The sequence below is a fragment of the Providencia sp. 2.29 genome (assembly GCF_015832305.1).
GTDB classification, from domain to species: domain Bacteria; phylum Pseudomonadota; class Gammaproteobacteria; order Enterobacterales; family Enterobacteriaceae; genus Providencia; species Providencia stuartii.
The window spans coordinates 4,138,090-4,155,156 of record NZ_CP065420.1; the positions used below are offsets into that span (position 1 = coordinate 4,138,090).

At 37.7% G+C, this 17,067-nt stretch carries 19 protein-coding genes and 2 pseudogenes; 15 read left to right on the forward strand and 6 right to left on the reverse strand.

Annotation, left to right across the window (positions count from 1 at the left end; all coding sequences use genetic code 11):
* The 3 genes from I3B46_RS19615 (at window position 1) to I3B46_RS19625 (ending at window position 1,035) form a co-directional block, all read left to right on the forward strand.
* The gene (locus tag I3B46_RS19615) at window positions 1–270 is read left to right on the forward strand and encodes a glutaredoxin family protein (protein WP_104873182.1); all 270 of its coding nucleotides are present in this window, start codon (window positions 1–3) and stop codon (window positions 268–270) included.
* Between the two features lie 44 nt (window positions 271–314).
* On the forward strand, window positions 315–776 hold the full coding sequence (gene cueR / locus I3B46_RS19620) for a Cu(I)-responsive transcriptional regulator (protein WP_004915938.1): 462 nt from the start codon (window positions 315–317) through the stop codon (window positions 774–776).
* Between the two features lie 61 nt (window positions 777–837).
* Entirely contained in the window at window positions 838–1,035 is a 198-nt protein-coding gene (locus I3B46_RS19625) for a heavy-metal-associated domain-containing protein (protein WP_104873181.1), read from the forward strand.
* Between the two features lie 172 nt (window positions 1,036–1,207).
* On the opposite strand, the gene rraB is transcribed toward I3B46_RS19625, so the two are convergent.
* Window positions 1,208–1,621, reverse strand: coding sequence for a ribonuclease E inhibitor RraB (gene rraB, locus I3B46_RS19630; RefSeq protein WP_060561499.1), 414 nt, complete (start codon window positions 1,619–1,621; stop codon window positions 1,208–1,210).
* A 163-nt stretch (window positions 1,622–1,784) separates the two neighbouring features.
* Here rraB and argF point away from each other — a divergent pair, with 163 nt between their 5' ends.
* Window positions 1,785–2,810 carry an ornithine carbamoyltransferase gene (argF, locus tag I3B46_RS19635; RefSeq protein WP_014657351.1) on the forward strand — a complete coding sequence of 342 codons (1,026 nt, stop codon included), beginning with the start codon at window positions 1,785–1,787 and terminating at the stop codon, window positions 2,808–2,810.
* Window positions 2,811–2,917: 107 nt separating this feature from the next.
* On the opposite strand, the pseudogene I3B46_RS19640 reads toward argF, so the two are convergent.
* From I3B46_RS19640 to I3B46_RS19655, 4 genes and pseudogenes are all read right to left on the reverse strand, one after another.
* Window positions 2,918–3,286 (reverse strand): annotated as a pseudogene (locus I3B46_RS19640) (HAD-IA family hydrolase); the annotation flags it as partial.
* 111 nt (window positions 3,287–3,397) lie between these two features.
* Window positions 3,398–5,275 (reverse strand): metallophosphoesterase, encoded by a 1,878-nt coding sequence (locus I3B46_RS19645; RefSeq protein ID WP_040132524.1) that lies wholly within the window; start codon window positions 5,273–5,275, stop codon window positions 3,398–3,400.
* Between the two features lie 84 nt (window positions 5,276–5,359).
* A complete protein-coding gene (locus I3B46_RS19650; RefSeq protein WP_004915914.1) occupies window positions 5,360–6,568 on the reverse strand; it encodes an adenosylhomocysteinase in 1,209 nt (402 codons plus the stop codon).
* A gap of 30 nt (window positions 6,569–6,598) precedes the next feature.
* Window positions 6,599–7,843: an MFS transporter gene (locus tag I3B46_RS19655; RefSeq protein ID WP_060561471.1), complete on the reverse strand. Its 1,245-nt coding sequence runs from the start codon at window positions 7,841–7,843 to the stop codon at window positions 6,599–6,601.
* 206 nt (window positions 7,844–8,049) lie between these two features.
* Here I3B46_RS19655 and I3B46_RS19660 point away from each other — a divergent pair.
* The 11 genes and pseudogenes from I3B46_RS19660 (at window position 8,050) to I3B46_RS19710 (ending at window position 15,332) form a co-directional block, all read left to right on the forward strand.
* A protein-coding gene (locus I3B46_RS19660) for an IS5 family transposase (RefSeq protein ID WP_173914474.1) occupies window positions 8,050–8,855 on the forward strand; the annotation gives its coding sequence in 2 pieces (ribosomal slippage) (window positions 8,050–8,400 and window positions 8,403–8,855; 804 coding nt in all).
* Window positions 8,856–9,062: 207 nt separating this feature from the next.
* The gene (locus I3B46_RS19665; protein WP_014657347.1) at window positions 9,063–10,052 is read left to right on the forward strand and encodes a LacI family DNA-binding transcriptional regulator; all 990 of its coding nucleotides are present in this window, start codon (window positions 9,063–9,065) and stop codon (window positions 10,050–10,052) included.
* Between the two features lie 170 nt (window positions 10,053–10,222).
* Window positions 10,223–10,359, forward strand: a pseudogene (locus tag I3B46_RS22800) (IS6 family transposase); the annotation flags it as partial.
* 161 nt (window positions 10,360–10,520) lie between these two features.
* Window positions 10,521–10,646, forward strand: a complete 126-nt coding sequence (locus I3B46_RS22595; RefSeq protein ID WP_255531810.1) for a hypothetical protein — start codon at window positions 10,521–10,523, stop codon at window positions 10,644–10,646.
* Between the two features lie 182 nt (window positions 10,647–10,828).
* Window positions 10,829–10,978, forward strand: a complete 150-nt coding sequence (locus tag I3B46_RS22600; RefSeq protein WP_004915905.1) for a hypothetical protein — start codon at window positions 10,829–10,831, stop codon at window positions 10,976–10,978.
* A 15-nt stretch (window positions 10,979–10,993) separates the two neighbouring features.
* Window positions 10,994–11,929: an aspartate carbamoyltransferase gene (pyrB, locus tag I3B46_RS19685; protein ID WP_014657345.1), complete on the forward strand. Its 936-nt coding sequence runs from the start codon at window positions 10,994–10,996 to the stop codon at window positions 11,927–11,929.
* Between the two features lie 13 nt (window positions 11,930–11,942).
* Window positions 11,943–12,407: an aspartate carbamoyltransferase regulatory subunit gene (gene pyrI / locus I3B46_RS19690; protein WP_004915901.1), complete on the forward strand. Its 465-nt coding sequence runs from the start codon at window positions 11,943–11,945 to the stop codon at window positions 12,405–12,407.
* A 104-nt stretch (window positions 12,408–12,511) separates the two neighbouring features.
* A complete protein-coding gene (gene ridA, locus I3B46_RS19695; RefSeq protein ID WP_004915899.1) occupies window positions 12,512–12,898 on the forward strand; it encodes a 2-iminobutanoate/2-iminopropanoate deaminase in 387 nt (128 codons plus the stop codon).
* Window positions 12,899–13,176: 278 nt separating this feature from the next.
* Window positions 13,177–13,626: a GNAT family N-acetyltransferase gene (locus I3B46_RS19700; protein WP_053110801.1), complete on the forward strand. Its 450-nt coding sequence runs from the start codon at window positions 13,177–13,179 to the stop codon at window positions 13,624–13,626.
* A gap of 419 nt (window positions 13,627–14,045) precedes the next feature.
* On the forward strand, window positions 14,046–14,213 hold the full coding sequence (locus I3B46_RS19705; protein WP_158660875.1) for a hypothetical protein: 168 nt from the start codon (window positions 14,046–14,048) through the stop codon (window positions 14,211–14,213).
* Between the two features lie 165 nt (window positions 14,214–14,378).
* Entirely contained in the window at window positions 14,379–15,332 is a 954-nt protein-coding gene (locus I3B46_RS19710; protein WP_102957321.1) for a hypothetical protein, read from the forward strand.
* A gap of 601 nt (window positions 15,333–15,933) precedes the next feature.
* Here I3B46_RS19710 and I3B46_RS19715 read toward each other — a convergent pair.
* Entirely contained in the window at window positions 15,934–17,058 is a 1,125-nt protein-coding gene (locus I3B46_RS19715) for an adhesin (protein ID WP_306169839.1), read from the reverse strand.
* Window positions 17,059–17,067: the final 9 nt, after the last annotated feature.

Sequence of the window (17,067 nt, forward strand, 5' to 3'; positions counted from 1 at the left end):
ATGGCGCTGACATCTCAACCTAAAATTACAATTTACACCACCCCCACCTGCCCCGATTGCCAATTGCTCAAAGAGTGGTTGGTTAAAGAACAACTTACATTTGACGAGCGGGATCTGACCGACCCACAAATTATGGCCGAGGCGAAGGCGCGTACTGGTGTACGCGTCGCGCCAATTACCCTAATTGGAAAACATCTATTTTACGGCACTTTTGCCTCACAAAAACCAAACATTATTGCCGCTCTTAAACGGGCAAAAGAGAAGTCATAAGCACCTTGTTTCAAGGGGTATCATACTGTTGGAGAGGTAAAATTATGAATATTGGTCAAGCAGCCAAACTTTCTGGTATCTCAGCAAAAATGATCCGTTATTATGAACAAACAGGTTTGCTCCCCAAGGCTAAGCGTACCGATGCAGGATACCGTTATTACAATCAATCCGATGTCGATAGCTTTAATCTTATCCGCCGCGCTCGAGCACTCGGTTTTTCCACTGAACAAATTTCTGTTTTACTGTACTTATGGCGGGATAGAGAACGCACTAGCGCCGATGTTAAGGCGATGGCACTCACCCATCTTTCCGAGCTAAAAAGAAAAATCAATGAACTACAAGCTATCGCTAAAACATTAGAAACACTGACTCAACATTGCCATGGCGACAGTAAACCTGATTGTCCGATCATTGAAAATTTAGTGAACCCAACAAAGCGCGATGAGACGCCGCCAGCTAAAAATCGTCGATTCGATAATTTCTCAATGCGTATGGTAAAAAATTGATTGACCTTCCAATAGGGGGAAGCTTTATATTGATTAACGTATTGATAATAGGAGTGTAAAAATGATTAATTTAACTATCCCAAAAATGGCTTGTGATGGCTGCGCGAAATCAATCAAAAAAGTGGTATTAGATATTGATGCGCAAGCACAGGTTGAAGCAGACCCTGCGACGAAAAAAGTGCAGATCAACAGCCGTATTGATGAAAGTATTTTCCGTACCGCACTCAGTACAGCAGGGTACCCAACAGATCCAGCTTAAGAAAGGTTTATTGATAGCTGGCTGACTAAGATAGATATGCCATGTTAGCCAGTTATTTAGGATATGGATTGAATCGTTAACTATTTTTCGGTCATCATGTGCCTGCTTTGTTGTTAGGATCAACATATCAAAAGCAGGCAATTACACGGTTTAAATTACAGCCTTTGCCGAATTAATGGAAACGTTCTCCATCTTCTTCGCCGTCTTCGTCTTCGTCATCATATTCAGCATCAGGGTCTTCAAAGTAAGTTCCCCAACCATCATAGTTGATACCTAATTTTTCAGCTAACTTCATCAACTGTTCAACTTGCGCATCGATCAACTCTGCATTAAGTGCACTTTCGCTGATCACATCACAACACATTAGCGTCACACCATTTTCGACTTCCAGCTCTTCCGCATCAGTGACTTCATAACCTAATTTAAAGGCTTCTACTGCTGCTTTTTCTAGTAGTTCAAAATTGTCTGCTGAGAAATGGTGTTCAATTGCATACAATGCATCAGGATCACTGCCATCTTCCAGTAACTCTTCAATAATTAGACGCGTTTCTTCGTATTGTGCCTCTAACTCAGCTTTATCCACCATATCCACACCTCTTTTTTCATTATCGCTAGTCTCTAGGCCATTCTCCCATAGGGCTGCCAGTGACACCATACCTGAATGAATAATTTCTTTTCTATTGGGGGTTGATTTTGAATTTTTATGAATATAAATTGAATATTAATTCAAATAAAAAAGGCTGAATTTTATGAACCCCTTCTATAAAAAGCATTTTCTTAGGTTACTTGATTTTACACCTAACGAAATTCATTCATTATTGAAACTGTCAGCATGGCTAAAAGCACAGAAGAAAGCTGGCCTCGAAAAACCGCTACTCGCGGGTAAAAATATTGCCCTTATCTTTGAAAAAGACTCTACACGCACACGCTGCGCCTTTGAAGTTGGAGCGTTTGATCAAGGAGCTAGAGTGACTTACCTTGGCCCTTCCGGTAGTCAAATCGGGCATAAAGAGACCATGAAAGATACCGCGAGAGTGCTTGGTCGGATGTATGATGGTATTCAATATCGGGGGTTTAGTCAGTCAACGGTTGAAACCTTAGCAACACATTCGGGAGTGCCTGTATGGAATGGATTAACGAATGAATTCCATCCCACACAGTTATTAGCCGACTTACTCACTATCCGAGAACATCAACCGAACAAGCCTCTATCCGAAATTAAATTTGCTTATTTAGGCGATGCGCGTAACAACATGGGGAACTCCATGCTAGAAGCCGCCGCACTGACGGGGATGGACGTACGTTTAGTTGCACCAAAAAGTTGCTGGCCGGAAGCTGAATTAGTTGAAATTTGCCAAAAAGCGGCACTGAAAACGGGAGGGAAAATCACGCTCACTGAGGATGTCGCTGAAGGGGTCAAAGGTGCAGATTTCCTGTATACCGACGTTTGGGTGTCAATGGGTGAAGCAAAAGCAGTCTGGGCTGAACGAATTCATTTACTTAAGCCATATCAAGTGAATATGGATGTCATTAAGCTCACTGGTAACCCAGATGTCAAATTCCTACATTGTTTACCTGCATTTCATAATGAAGATACTACCCTTGGCGCACAACTCGCTAAAGAGTTTGATATGTGGGGAGGTTTGGAAGTCACGGAAGAGGTTTTTGAATCCCCTTACAGCATTGTGTTCGATGAAGCAGAAAACCGTTTACACACAATCAAAGCGGTAATGGTTGCAACATTAGCACCTGAATTACCTCGTGGTGTTATTTAATTGAGTGGCTTAGGTCGGTGGTGCCTACTCATAAAAGTTGAGGTAATAGGCACCACAATATCGCACAGACTCGAACTCAGCCTAATTGAAATCGGCGATACGGTGACTTAAGGTCTTTCGCCATTAGCCAGTCGAATATTTATCTTCTCTATAAGATCAGGTAACTCAGCTAATGTCCCTATCACATAATGCGCCCCCGCAGTAAATAATTTATTAGCTGCTTGCTGGCGTAATTGTGTGGTGTCATCGGCTGACATGCTTTGATATTCATCCCATGTTTTACCAAACTCATTACCTGATAAAGCAAGACCAACACTCCACATACCCGCATTACGCCCTTCTTCAATACCCGGTGCCGCATCATCAACCTTAATGCAATGGGCAACTGAATCGATACCCAATTCAATGACATTTTGTAGCGCCATCCATAAGCCAAGGCGACCACCCGCCGCTAAATCATCACTCGCAATCCAATAGTATCCGACCGAACGGCAACCAAAAACTTTAAATACAGGTAAGCTGTAACGGTCAACTAAAAATGGAGACTACCTTAGCCATTCTCAACGACCTAAAATAGTCTCCAAATGTCACTTGCTTATTTTTATTTGGTAAGTCATCCACTTTTTATCTTGGCTATTCAACTTCAGTTCATATTGATTATTCCATAAGAACGTCGCTGACTTGTCTGTGTAATGCGGTAATACTAAATGCATTTGTACTGGTAAGTCAGAAATTATGCGATAATTATTTTTAGGTTTAGAATATTCATGGTGTGAGGAAATATATTTACTGAAAATATCAATATTTCTTTCATTTCCAATATCTAAATAAGGGCTATCTTTATTATTTTGAAAAAAAGGCGCATATTTACTAGCAACAATAATAAAGGAATCTTCGTCCGTTATTTCTATACCATTATAACGAATATTAGATATCCTTCCTTTTTTCACCTGTTCATTCCGCTTACCAGACAAGTCGTATAACGGCTGATTGCTAATATTTACATCATATGTCAACCCTATTATTGGGTAAAATAGAAAACTATGAAACTGATTATTTATCAAAGGAGTAGAGTCACCATCAGGGGAGTTGTATATATTCGAGCTCATTTCTAACCATTCAATTATCTGCTGTTTATTTACTCTTAGGGCGGATAAATAAGCAGGGTAGAAAATTTGATTTAAGTCTCTATTCGTAAGCTTTCTATCCTGTATATCAATGATATAATTATCGTCATTTAATGAAAAAGAAGGTGAAATAGAAACAAGCAGCTTATCATTTTCATTTGTGTAATTTTTCATATAATCATGAATTGAATCAACAAGGAGTGTTGTTAAACTTTCATTTCCTATTAAATTAAAATTATTATCAATTTTAAATTGATCAAGACTGACCTCCTTATCTAAATCTTTTTTTAAGTCTATTTCTGTATCATTTATACATGATAATACACTTTTAATAGTATTTTCCGCAGCAGGCACATCACTTTTTTCTAATTGATAACCTTTACTACTTTTTATAAGCCATTGCCCATTCTTTTTTTCAAGGTTAAAGGTTATTGCAGATACTGACTCCCCCCATTTCCCTGGTTGTGCAGCTGGCTTATCAAATATTTTTCCTGATTCAATATTAATATTTTCATGCGCTATCGTTTTTTTAGAAGGAAATATTTCATGAGTATGACCAAATAAAACACCATCAATATTTGGATTTCTTGCAAGATAATATGCTACATTCTCCATTCCATATTCAATTGGTGATACATCAATCCCTGAATGGGATAAAGCAATTACAAGATCTGCACCATCCTTTCTAGCCTTATCTGCTGCGCTATTGGCAGATTCTAGCATATCAAAAAATATAATTTTATTTTCCAGTTTACTTTTATTAAAAAGCATTGTTTGCGGAGGAACCAAGCCTATGTAAGCAATTTTCAATAAGTGATTTTTACCTACGTCATCGATTACATTTTTTTCTTTTATAATATACTCAGGATAAAGGCTTTCCTGTTTTTCTTTATCAATAACATTACTTAAAACCACAGGAAAGTTTGCACCTGAATAAGACTTCTTTAAAAAATCAACGCCATTATCAAAATCATGATTACCTGGAGTTGCGACATCATAATTTAGGGCATTCAAGCTGCATATAATAGGAGAAATATTATAATAGGCATCATTCTGATTATAACGTTTAATGACATGATTACCGATTGGGTTTCCTGATAAAAGATCGCCAGTATCAACTAAATAAGTATTTTTATGGTCACGTCTAAACTTTTCAATAGTGCCTATCCATGATATCAAACCATAATTTTCGCTTTTAGTATTACTGTAATAGTTATCATCACTAATAAAAGAATGGATATCTGATGTACTGAGTATATTAACCTCAACTAAATTATCAGCATACGATGATGAGATTAAAACGCTTATTAATAATGAACCAAGAAATATTCTCTTCATATTATTATCTCAAAATTAATTTATTATAATAATTGTTTTGCACTAAACATTAATGTTTATTAAGTCATTACGCCTTGACTCAAATTAATGCGTGATCCAATTATCACAGGCGAGTTGCGCCACTTTCATTTCTATATCAAAAGGAACTGGTTGTGGGATATTTTTTAATGTTTTACTACTGAGTGCTATTTTTTCTAAGCTTAATGTTTGTAGCGCCAGCCCTAAATCCATAACTTCAATAGGATTACCATTACCTGCGGATAAATTGACTAAATTTGCATCAGACATTAAAAATATATTTTTACCTGTTTTCAGTTGGTATCTGTTGATATTAGGCGTGACGTCTTCGCAACTAGATGTGATGGAATTCAGCGCTTTTATATCAACTTCACGTTGAAAGTGCCCTGCATTTGCCACAATGACATTATCTTTCATTGCCGTAAAATGCTTCGAGGTCAGTATGTTATCTCGTCCCACTACACTGACAACAAAATCAGCATCACACAAAGTATCCAAAAGTTCCGCGGTCTGAAAACCTTCTAAATGTGCCTCCAACCGAGTCAGTGGATTTGTGTCAACAACAGTAACATGAGCCCCCATTCCTCTGAAGCGCTGCGCTACACCAGAACCACAATATCCATATCCGATAACGACAACCTTTTTACCGTGTATCATCACATTAGTCGCATGAGCAATACTTTCAACAACTGATGAACCGACGCCATATCTGTTTTCTATAATTCGCTTAGACTGAGTATCATTAATAATGAGTGTTGGCCAAAGTTGAGAAACAAAGTTTTCTCGTAAACGATTTGCCCCTGTTGTTGTCTCTTCAGTTGCACCAATAATTGTCTTTTGTAACGACTTAAATTTAGGATCAGTCAGGACTAGTTCATGCAAATCAGCGCCATTATCAGCAATGATGCAAGGGTTCATTTCTAATACCTTTTTACAATAGGTAATATGATCCTCAAATGACTCGTTTCTTCTCGCAAAAACACTGACATTCATATACTTAACCAATGCTGCGGCTGTTTCATCCTGTGTCGAACCAGGAGAGCCTGTAATGGCAATTCTTGCGCCACCTTTTGTTAAAGCTTCAAGCCATACTCCTGTTTTCGCTTCAACATGCAAACAAATGCCAATAGTCATTCCTTTAAAAGGCTGTTCCTGTTCAAGTCTTTTTATTAAATGCTTCATAATAGGCATATGTGTTTTTGCCCAATTGATACGCTTCATCCCAAGTTCTGCCAAACTCATATCTTGAATAGAGTACTGATCGATATCTAACATAATATATACCTCAAAAATTTTACATTTTTATTAAACATGAATTTTTTTAACATTGTTTTTTGTAAAAATCAGATAGACCACATAAGCTAGTGTAAATACAAGCGTATAACTAGTGAATATAATCCAGAACATTTTCCAATCAACAACACCATTCGTTGTATTAAGGTCTAATACCCAACCACTCAGTATTGCCCCTAAAAAAGTACCAAAACCATTAACCAATGTAGTAAATACACCTTGCGCGGTAGATCGAAATTCCGGGGTTATTTCTTTTTCCAAAAATAAAGAACCAGATATATTAAAAAAATCAAATGCACAACCATAAATTATCATAGAAAGAAATAACACCATGGTTCCTATATATGTAAAATCGCCATAAGCAAATAATCCAAAACGTAATATCCACGCAATCATACTTAGTAATAAAATTTTCTCTATTTTTATGTACCTTAATAACAATGGGAGTAGCAATATAAACAAGACCTCAGAAAATTGCGATATTGATAAGAATATTGTCGGATGCGCTGAAAAAATTGAATTTTTGGCTTCAGGTAATTCAGAAAGGTCTTGTAAAAAAGGTACGCCTAATGTATTTGTGATCTGTAAAACAGATCCTAAGAGCATAGAAAAAAACAAAAAAACAACCACTTGAGGCTTTCCAAATAGAATTTTTAAGTCGCTAAATTCAAAAGCATGAGGAGCATCTATTACAGATTTACTGTGATTATTTATTGAGATAAAAACAATAGAATAAATACTCAAAATAACAGAAGCAATTGCAGCAATGTACAGTTGATAATAGCTAGTTTCTAATTCCAATAAACTAATTATCCACATTGCGGATATAAACCCAACCGTCCCATACACTCTAATTTTAGGAAAATATTCTTCTGAATTTAATTTTTCCTTACCAATAGTTTCAAAAATTATGCTATTGCATATCGACATTGTTGGCATATAAAAAAGAAGATGAAACAATGTCATTAAAAAAAGTAAGCTAAATGAAGAACTATGCGCCATTAGAATTAGAAAAAATGCTGATATCAAATGAGTTGTGACATAAACTAATTTTCTATTGTTGATTTTATCTGCTATTAGACCGATTAAAATAGGTGAGCATAATGATGCTATTCCTAGTGTGCTAAATATTAACCCTACATCCCCACCTTTAAAATGAAGGGTATTGAGCATATATGATGCAAAGGTAACTAACCAAGAGCCCCATATGAAAAACTGTAAAAATGAAACTATTTTTAATCGAGTGATTATACTCATGATAGTCTTTTTACCTCACGAAATAATATATAAATACACTTATTTATTATGGGAGCCGAGGCATTGCACTTAAAAATATTTTTTAACTTAAATTAATCACAGTCTATCCCATAAACGCTTATCATGTTCAATTAATATACTCACTAAGAACCTATCCCAAAAGGAATTGTCAGATAATACATAATGATAATTTCTGAGGGCGAAGCGTGACGGGCAACAAGTGGCAGATCAGTGATGGACTCTGGGAGAAAATGGCTCCACTGATTCCGGAGCATAAAACTCACCATCCTCTGGGTACTCACCGCAAGCGGGTTGATAATCGCGCTGCAATGAACGCCATCTTCTTCGTACTCAGGACGGGTTGCCAGTGGAATGCGCTGAATGCCACCGGTATATGCTCGTCAAGCTCTGCTCACCGCCGATTTCAGGAGTGGCGGGATGCTGGCGTATTTGAACGCTTCTGGCAAAACGGGTTGCTTGCCAGCGAACAGTTGGACGCTATTGACTGGTCGTGGCTGTCGATTGATGGTTGTATGACAAAATCCCCCCTGGCAGGCTCAAAAAAACAGGCCGGAACCCTACAGACCGTGGGAAACAGGGCGTAAAGCGCAGTCTGATGACTGACGCGAATGGGCTTCCGCTTGCACTGGTTGTAGCCGGAGCAAATACGCACGACATAAAGCTGGTTGCGGATACGCTCGATGCCCTCCAGACGGGCAGACCATGCAAGAGGCTCCGGTTGTGCATGGACAAAGGGTATGAAGCGGAATGGTTGGGATCGTATCTGAAAAGTCGTCGCTATGAACCTCATATCCAGTCACGGAAGGATGAGTCAGAAGCCATCAAAAACACGGATTTTAAGGCTCACCGCTGGGTTGTAGAGAGAACACACAGTTGGATGAATCGCTACCGTCGTGTCCTGACTCGTTGGGAGAAGAAAGTCGAGAATTATGAGGCGATGCTGCATTTTGCCTGTGGTGTCATTGTCTGGAATAAAAACCTATTGGGATAGGCTCTAACTAGTAAGAATAAAGTGATGTACTTCACAATAGGTTATACGTATGACTTGATGGTGATCATATCATTGAAGAATACTGATAAATTAGTAGGCTCAAATAGGTTTTATCCCTTAGTATTAATACATGCGGTCATTACCTATTTGATATAAGAATATATTATTATTTATCTATTGATTATGTTTTTTATTGTTGGAGAGGAAATGTCTACGGTTAATAGCAAAGATGTCGCCCGTTTAGCGAATGTATCACAATCAACAGTATCTCTCGTATTCAGTGGTCGTTATCATGGCAGAGTATCTGATAAAACGCGCGAAAAAATTCTCAGCGTTGCAAAAGAACTTGGTTATCATCCCAATATTAATGCGCAAGTTTTACGCAGTGGGAATTCTAAGACTATCGCCTTTATTGTCCCAGATATTCAGCAACCTTATTTTGCAAAAGTTGTTCACGCAGCAGAAATTTTCGCAACCAAATCTGGTTATTCTTTAATTCTTTTAGATAGTTATGCTAACAAACAATGGCATGAGCATCTAATATCATTATTTCAAAGTAAGCTTATCAGTGGCGGTATAATTTACTCATGTGACAAGAAAAACATCGAATTATTAAGATATTACCGAGAAAAACTGATATTTATTGAGTCTGATGACGAAAAAAACAACGATATTTGCTTAGAGGTAAAAAAAGCGATCGAATCTATATTTTACATTGCAAGTAAAATGAAACGATTCAGAGTTGGTTCTTTTAGAATTGATCTTCCAAGGCAACACTTCTTAACGCGGCATGAACTTTTTGATCAGCAATTCAATTCATTAGAAAATCCAGAAAAATCTAAACATATCGTGTATTCATCATTCAATCTCGCGCAATCAACTGAGAATGCAGAGATATTACTGCAGCAAAAACCCAATATTGTTTTTTGTGATGACGATATTTTAGCAGGCGCTATCTATCGGGCAGCAAAACACCTGAACATTCATATTCCTAACGATGTGGCAGTAATAGGATTCAATGACACAGATCTTTGCAGCTATTTGAACCCAGAATTATCTACCGTACAAATTCCGACTCAATACATAGGGGAAATCGCTATCAAAATGCTATTGGAAAAAATATCAAATAATCCACAAATCATAGAAAAACAGTTCGTTACGTTAAAAGTTGTTACTAGAGGGTCGACACAAGCTTAATCCTCGAATAAATATCAAGAAACTTGATTTTAAGTGAAAGGAGACGGTCGAGTATTTGATGCGTTGATTATAGGATAAACCGCACTTTTTGTGGGCTTGTTGCAAAAATTGTCGAAGTGAACGACATTAAGGTCATTGCTCGCTTCTTTAGGAAAAGTCATGTCACTAAAGTCAGTGATATGCTGGCCAAACACGGTATGTCGGTTCATCGCTCGACAAATTATCGTTGGTTTATTGAATATGCACCGATACTCCATAAAAACTCAAAAAATATCAATTTATTCGAGCTGTCTCTTCTTGGCAGCTCTTGGGGAGCATTCGATGCCGATGGAATTAGTGCTGGGCATGAGTGCTATGCGCATAATGTCGGTGTTAGCGCAATCTCCAGCACCTCTGCAACTCTTACCTTCTCCGAAATATAATCATGGTCAGCCGTGATTGCGGATAGAAAAAGGCAGTCCTAATGGAGTGACGGATTTATTGCTACCCCAACAGGGTGATCCGTTTAACGAAATTTACCTCAAAGAAAAAGCATGGTGGCAGATGTATGAGCCTGATATTTTAGATAAAGGTCAGGGTGTTATTGATGGTTAAATTAGAACGACTCGCTAAGCGACTCAGTCAATGACAAATATCTCTCTGATTTGACTGTTTTTATACAAAATAACTGGAAACGTAAGTGGACTTAGACGCAAAAAAATCTATTTTTCTGTATGCAAACGCTTGCGTCATGAAAAGACACGCGTATAATGCGCCACAATTTGCCGGGAGAAAACATGAACGCTGTTGCTCTATTTGTTTCAAAGAACACCTCCACTGCACTGCCTTCTGGCGGTCTGGACAGCCTGTTTTTCCCCTCCGTATTTCAAGAAAAGCCCCTCATTGAGGGGCTTTTTTTTGGCCTTTCACCTTATACGTCTTGCTGACACAGGAGAACAACGATGCCGAACCCTCTATACCTACGCGACATAATCTCAATTAATGATTTAGATCGCACCGACCTTGAACTTGTGCTCAAAGTGGCTGCCTCCCTAAAACAGCAACCTCAGCCAGAATTTTTAAAACATAAAGTCATCGCCAGTTGTTTCTTCGAAGCGTCGACTCGCACACGTTTATCCTTTGAGACCGCAATTCACCGCCTAGGAGCATCTGTTGTGGGGTTTTCTGACAGCACCAACACGTCACTGGGGAAAAAAGGTGAAACACTCGCAGATACCATTTCGGTGATCAGCCAATATGTCGATGCTATCGTGATGCGCCACCCACAAGAAGGTGCTGCACGCTTAGCCAGCCAATTTGCGGGGGAAATTCCCATTATCAATGCTGGTGATGGTTCAAACCAACATCCAACACAAACACTACTCGACCTCTTTACTATCCAAGAAACCCAAGGTCGTCTTGAAAACCTACAAGTCGCAATGGTGGGTGATTTAAAATACGGCAGAACAGTCCATTCACTGACACAAGCCCTCTCTAAATTTGAAGGCAATCACTTTTATTTTATTGCGCCAGAAGCGCTATCTATGCCAATCCATATCCTGCATCTTCTTGAAGAAAAAGGCTCCACATACAGCTTACATAACAATATTGATGAAGTGCTGCCTGAGTTGGATATCCTTTATATGACACGAGTACAGAAAGAACGTTTAGACCCGTCTGAATATGCCAATGTCAAAGCGCAATTTGTACTCCGTGCCACAGATTTACAAGATGCCAAACCCAATCTTAAAGTTTTACATCCATTACCGCGCGTTGATGAAATCACTGTTGATGTTGATAAGACCCCTTACGCCTACTATTTCCAACAAGCGGGTAACGGCATTTTCGCAAGGCAAGCTTTGTTGTCTCTGGTTTTAAATAAAGAATTGGCCATCTGAGGAGAAACACATCATGACACACGATCATAAATTACAAGTTGAAGCAATTAGTTGTGGCACTGTCATCGACCATATTCCTGCTCAAATTGGTTTTAAGCTATTGAGTCTATTTAAACTCACCTTAACAGATGAGCGCATTACCATCGGTTTAAATTTACCCTCGAATAACTTGGGGAAAAAAGATTTAATCAAAATCGAAAATACTTTTTTGACACCAGAGCAAGCCAACCAATTAGCGATGTATGCACCAGAAGCAACCGTTAATCGTATCGAAGACTACCAAGTGGTTGAAAAATTAGAGTTACGATTACCTGAATATATCGACAATGTATTGATTTGCCCAAATAGTAACTGTATTAGCCATAATGAGCCGGTGTCTAGTAGCTTTAAGGTGAAAAAAATGGGCAAAGAAGTGGCGCTAACCTGTAAATTTTGTGAAAAAGAGTTCGACAGAGACGCCGTTATTAATAACCAATAAATGAGATTCGTGTGACCACGGCTTTGTATGTGAGCTTCAAAGCTTTATACTGAACTTCTATAAGCGAAAGTTACCACTTTTTTACCTGATTAAACGGAGTATTTATGTCATACGAAATCAGTACAGAAAACGCACCGGCAGCTATTGGCCCTTATGTTCAAGGTGTTGACTTAGGCAGTATGGTCATTACATCTGGCCAGATCCCTGTTGATCCAAAAACAGGTGAAGTGCCTGAAGATATCGCGGCACAAACTCGTCAATCACTCGCAAACGTGGCAGCTATCTTAGAAAAAGCAGGCCTTAGCGCTGCCAATATCGTGAAAACCACGGTATTTGTGAAAGATTTGAACGATTTCGCAACCGTAAATGCAACTTATGAAGAGTTTTTCAAGCAGCATAATGCACCATTCCCAGCACGCTCTTGCGTTGAAGTTGCCCGTTTACCGAAAGATGTAAAAATCGAGATCGAAGCGATCGCTGTTCGTAAATAATTTACCTATCATTGGAAAACCTGCTAAATAAAATTGGCAGGTTTTTTTATCAATGCCCCAATGTATTTCCTACCGACACAATAAAATATTTTGTGCGCTATCTTGTTATTTCACCGCCATTCCGGCATATTTGAGCCGCATTTTAAATTGCCAATTCGGCTATGCCATCAATTTCACTAAGGGGGTTACCATGCGTAAAAACAATCTAAATAAATTCACTGCATATTCTATTCATTCATAATTTAGAGAAGGTTTGCTTCTCTAAAAAGGAGAAGTTAATGGTAACACTTGTTGAGCTGAATCAAGATAACTGGGAAGATTGTGCTGATTTGCAAGTATCAGAGGAACAATCACAATTTATTGCTTCCAATTTATATTCAATTGCTGAAGTCCAATTCTTACCACGGTTTATCGTTAAAGGGATCCAGCATCAAGAAACACTCGTTGGGTTAGTCATGTATGGCATTGACCCTGACGATGGGAATTATTGGATTTATCGCTTTATGATAGATGAATCTCATCAGCGTCAAGGCTATGGTTTGCAGGCCATGCTTTTATTAATTGATGAGATAAGGTCATCAAATAAGGATAATATTCCTGCCATTATGATTGGCTATCACACCGATAACGTGGGTGCACACCACTTTTATCAGAGTGTCGGGTTTGAATTTCAAGGCCTAGCTGATTGGGGGGAGTATTTAGCTAAGTTTGATTTAATCAAACAATAACCCTTTTGATTTAAAGGCGTGACTTGAAGTGGCCTCCAATAACTGGGCAACCAATTATTGGGGGTCTTTTTGTATTCAATGGGATTGGCAATTAAAGCCATCACAAAGGATAATAAGTATTGCTCAAATAATATGCTATTGAGGTTTATCTTTAGAGTCACCCTTGATTATCCCAAAACAATTCAATTATATATCAATGCATTAAAATATAGTCGAGCATTAGAAAATATCTATTAGCGATATTAATTACAATGCTAACAACAACCCCTTTGACTTTTCCTTCGGACCACTTATTGGTTTAGGATTATGAATTGATATTATTAATGTTGTTTTCACTCGTACAGAAACTAGAGAAAAATGGCGTAAGTTCTGTCTGCATATGGAAGAAAAAGAGGAATCACGCAATAAGCCAGACTTGAATGGCTATACAAGGCCTTTTCATTGAAGCTCGGCTCTTAGGCAGCGGATTAAAACTAACTTTTGATAATGAAATGAAGCTCACTTCTAAATTAGAAGGGGAATTTAGTGGCAGTATTAACTTTAGGTTAGTGGTGGATAAAAATAGGATCGGTTTAACCGTAACTTAAATTCAATTATAAATTTGAGGTTAAAGCTGGTATAGTGGGAAATGAACAAGTCAATTAACAGGTTCTACTACCAATAAATTTAAATGAGAATTTCTCCCAGAAGATATAGTTCTCGCTCCTAAGGCTGAAGGTACGATACCTATTTATCATTTTAACGGGTAAATTATGATTAAGAAAATACTATTATTAATGTTGATCTTCATTTCATCTAATGTTGCTGCCACAAAAATGCATGATAATGAACTAAAAAAATATGACTATAAAATAGGCATTGATTTAAATCAATGTGGGATGGAACTATATGTTAATGATGTAATGCTGATATATAATTCTGATATGAATAAATTCAATACTACATTTGGTATTGGCTCCTTTCTTAAAGAAAAAAACAACAAAATCAGAATCGTATTACTTTCACTAAATAAAAATTCCGAAATTTTCACTACAGGTACCGAGTGTAATTTTGAGTTTCTAGCTAGAGATAGATTTGAAAGTGATAAGTTAAACCATATTTCACTTATTAGTTACAGACCAAACGAAGATATTGATTTTAACATAAAAAAAGCATCTCACTATAAAAATTCGAACATTAACTGGGGAGAACTAGCGGATGATTTAAAGGTTGAATTCGTTGATAAGAATAATAAGTACTATAGAATGACTCAACAATTTAATATCAGAGAAGACTTTCCAGCTTGGAAGTGGACTACATCATACCAATTTAATGATAACATTAAATTTTTTAATGACCTCCCTCTTGAACAGCAAGCTAAATTAAAAGAGATTTATACCGAAATATGGGATGCTTTTAACCGACAAGATGAGAAAAAAATAAAACTATTGTTTAATGAGATGTTAGAAGAATCAAGTTCCGCAGATGGAGGGAGCGTTGAATCATATTATAACTCCCTTGGTTTTTCTATGCTTTTCGACAAAGAGCAGTATCAGTTAAAACCACTCAATATTTCTAGTAATAGTGAGATCTCTAAATACCTTGATAATCGTGTTATTTCAGTTTTTAAGTCACCAATCGCTTTTAAAGATTTAGAGTCTGGTCAGTCTATTGGTATTAATCCGAAATTACGCTTTGATGGTGAAAAATTTATTATTTCTAGATAATAATACTTTAAACATCAATAATCCTCATTAGTAATTCAAACTCGGGCCATGTTAAACATGGCCCTACACAAATGATGATAGACCCATGTCCACTCCCTCCCCATTAATGAAGAATAGACATTATTAGCAGAGCAAGAGACAACTGTTAAAGAGGGTTAGTTTAAATCCAATGCTAAAAATAGCAAAATTCAAAAAGAATTAATCAGTAATACACAGTTGTAGGAAGCTATTAATTATTGATAACCCATTGTTCTTTCTAGACTAAAACTATCACCAAGTTAAATATTGCATTTTATAATTATAAAAATATGCAGATGGTGAAATCTTTACAACAACGCCTTATCTATCCATTATTGATGGTAAAGTTACAATAGTTAAATAGTACTCTTGATGAATTGGCAATTAACAGTCAGTGATGACTGGCTATTAATTAGCGCTGAAAAAAAACAGTTATCCCCTTAGGGGGCTGATATTGATAAAATATTCAAAATTAACTAAGGAAGATTTTCTCATTTTCTGCCCCTGTCAATAAACGGCTTTGATATTTTATCAAGGCCGTTTATTAACTTACTTTTATCTTATCGAGAAAAAACATAAACAATTAATCAAATGTCGCTATCAACCAAGCCGAACCTTTATAATCCCCCGCGGCGGCATTTGTTCCTTGGATATGACTCGTAATTTTAATTGTTCTTAGGTCTTTAATCTCAATTTTAAAATCTTTACCCGTTTGACCCGTTGTTTCATCGGTCATGGTCAAGTTACTGTAGATTTTATGATTACTATTTTGGCTACTCGTCATTGGTAAACGTTTCTGTGGGTCATTGTCTGTTGCATAATCAAGGCGTAACCTGACATTTGTTGGAATAGCGAACTTGCAGTTATAAGTCACTTGTTCAGTGACAACACTATCGTAATTTAATGTGTTTAAGTGTCCATGCCGTAAGTTTACTGTCCCCGCTTGCCCAGTGGTCGTGGTGGTATTACACGATGAGCCCACATTTAATGTTGAAGAGAGTAAGCGCATTGGAACCGTTGTTTCCTCTAATGGCCAAGATGTATAGATTGGCGGTACTTTAGGGTTCATAAATGCACGTACATACCCCCCAAGAGGCATAGCAGCAATCATCACCTGACCATCAATAATGCGCTCATTAATATAAAATGTTACGGTGATGGGAAACTGTACTCCAAAATTAGATGCCGACGCTATCATCGCTGTACTCGAAGCATTCGCACAAACTCCAGCTCCCGTAATATTGATCCAATTAAGCATTCTACTCTCAACGGTCATCACGACGTTACTATTGATGCGATAACCTGGTTTGCCTTCTATCGTAGCGGCTTCAGGGACATACATGAATAGCCTGTGGTAAGCACTATCACTACCAATAATCCTCGTACTTGTTCCCCCCCAAGTTCTACCAATACATTTTGCCGCTCCCGTTGCTTTAACCGCTGAGTCAATGCTACTAATCACTATCGGCTCCCCCACACGATAATAATTTTTACCATCAGAGCCGGTGACAGGCGTCGAAACGATTGCGCTATTACTCGCCAGTGTGATCAAATAGCCATCATTTGGGTTTTGGATCATCGGTGCATAGTTTGCTAGGGCAATCGAGGGAAGTAATAAACCGCCTGATGCAATGCCCCCCCAGCCGATTTTCTTTTTTTTAAAAGACTGCAACCCGTGTGTAAGAATAATGCCTTTTAAGTTCAACATAATCATGAT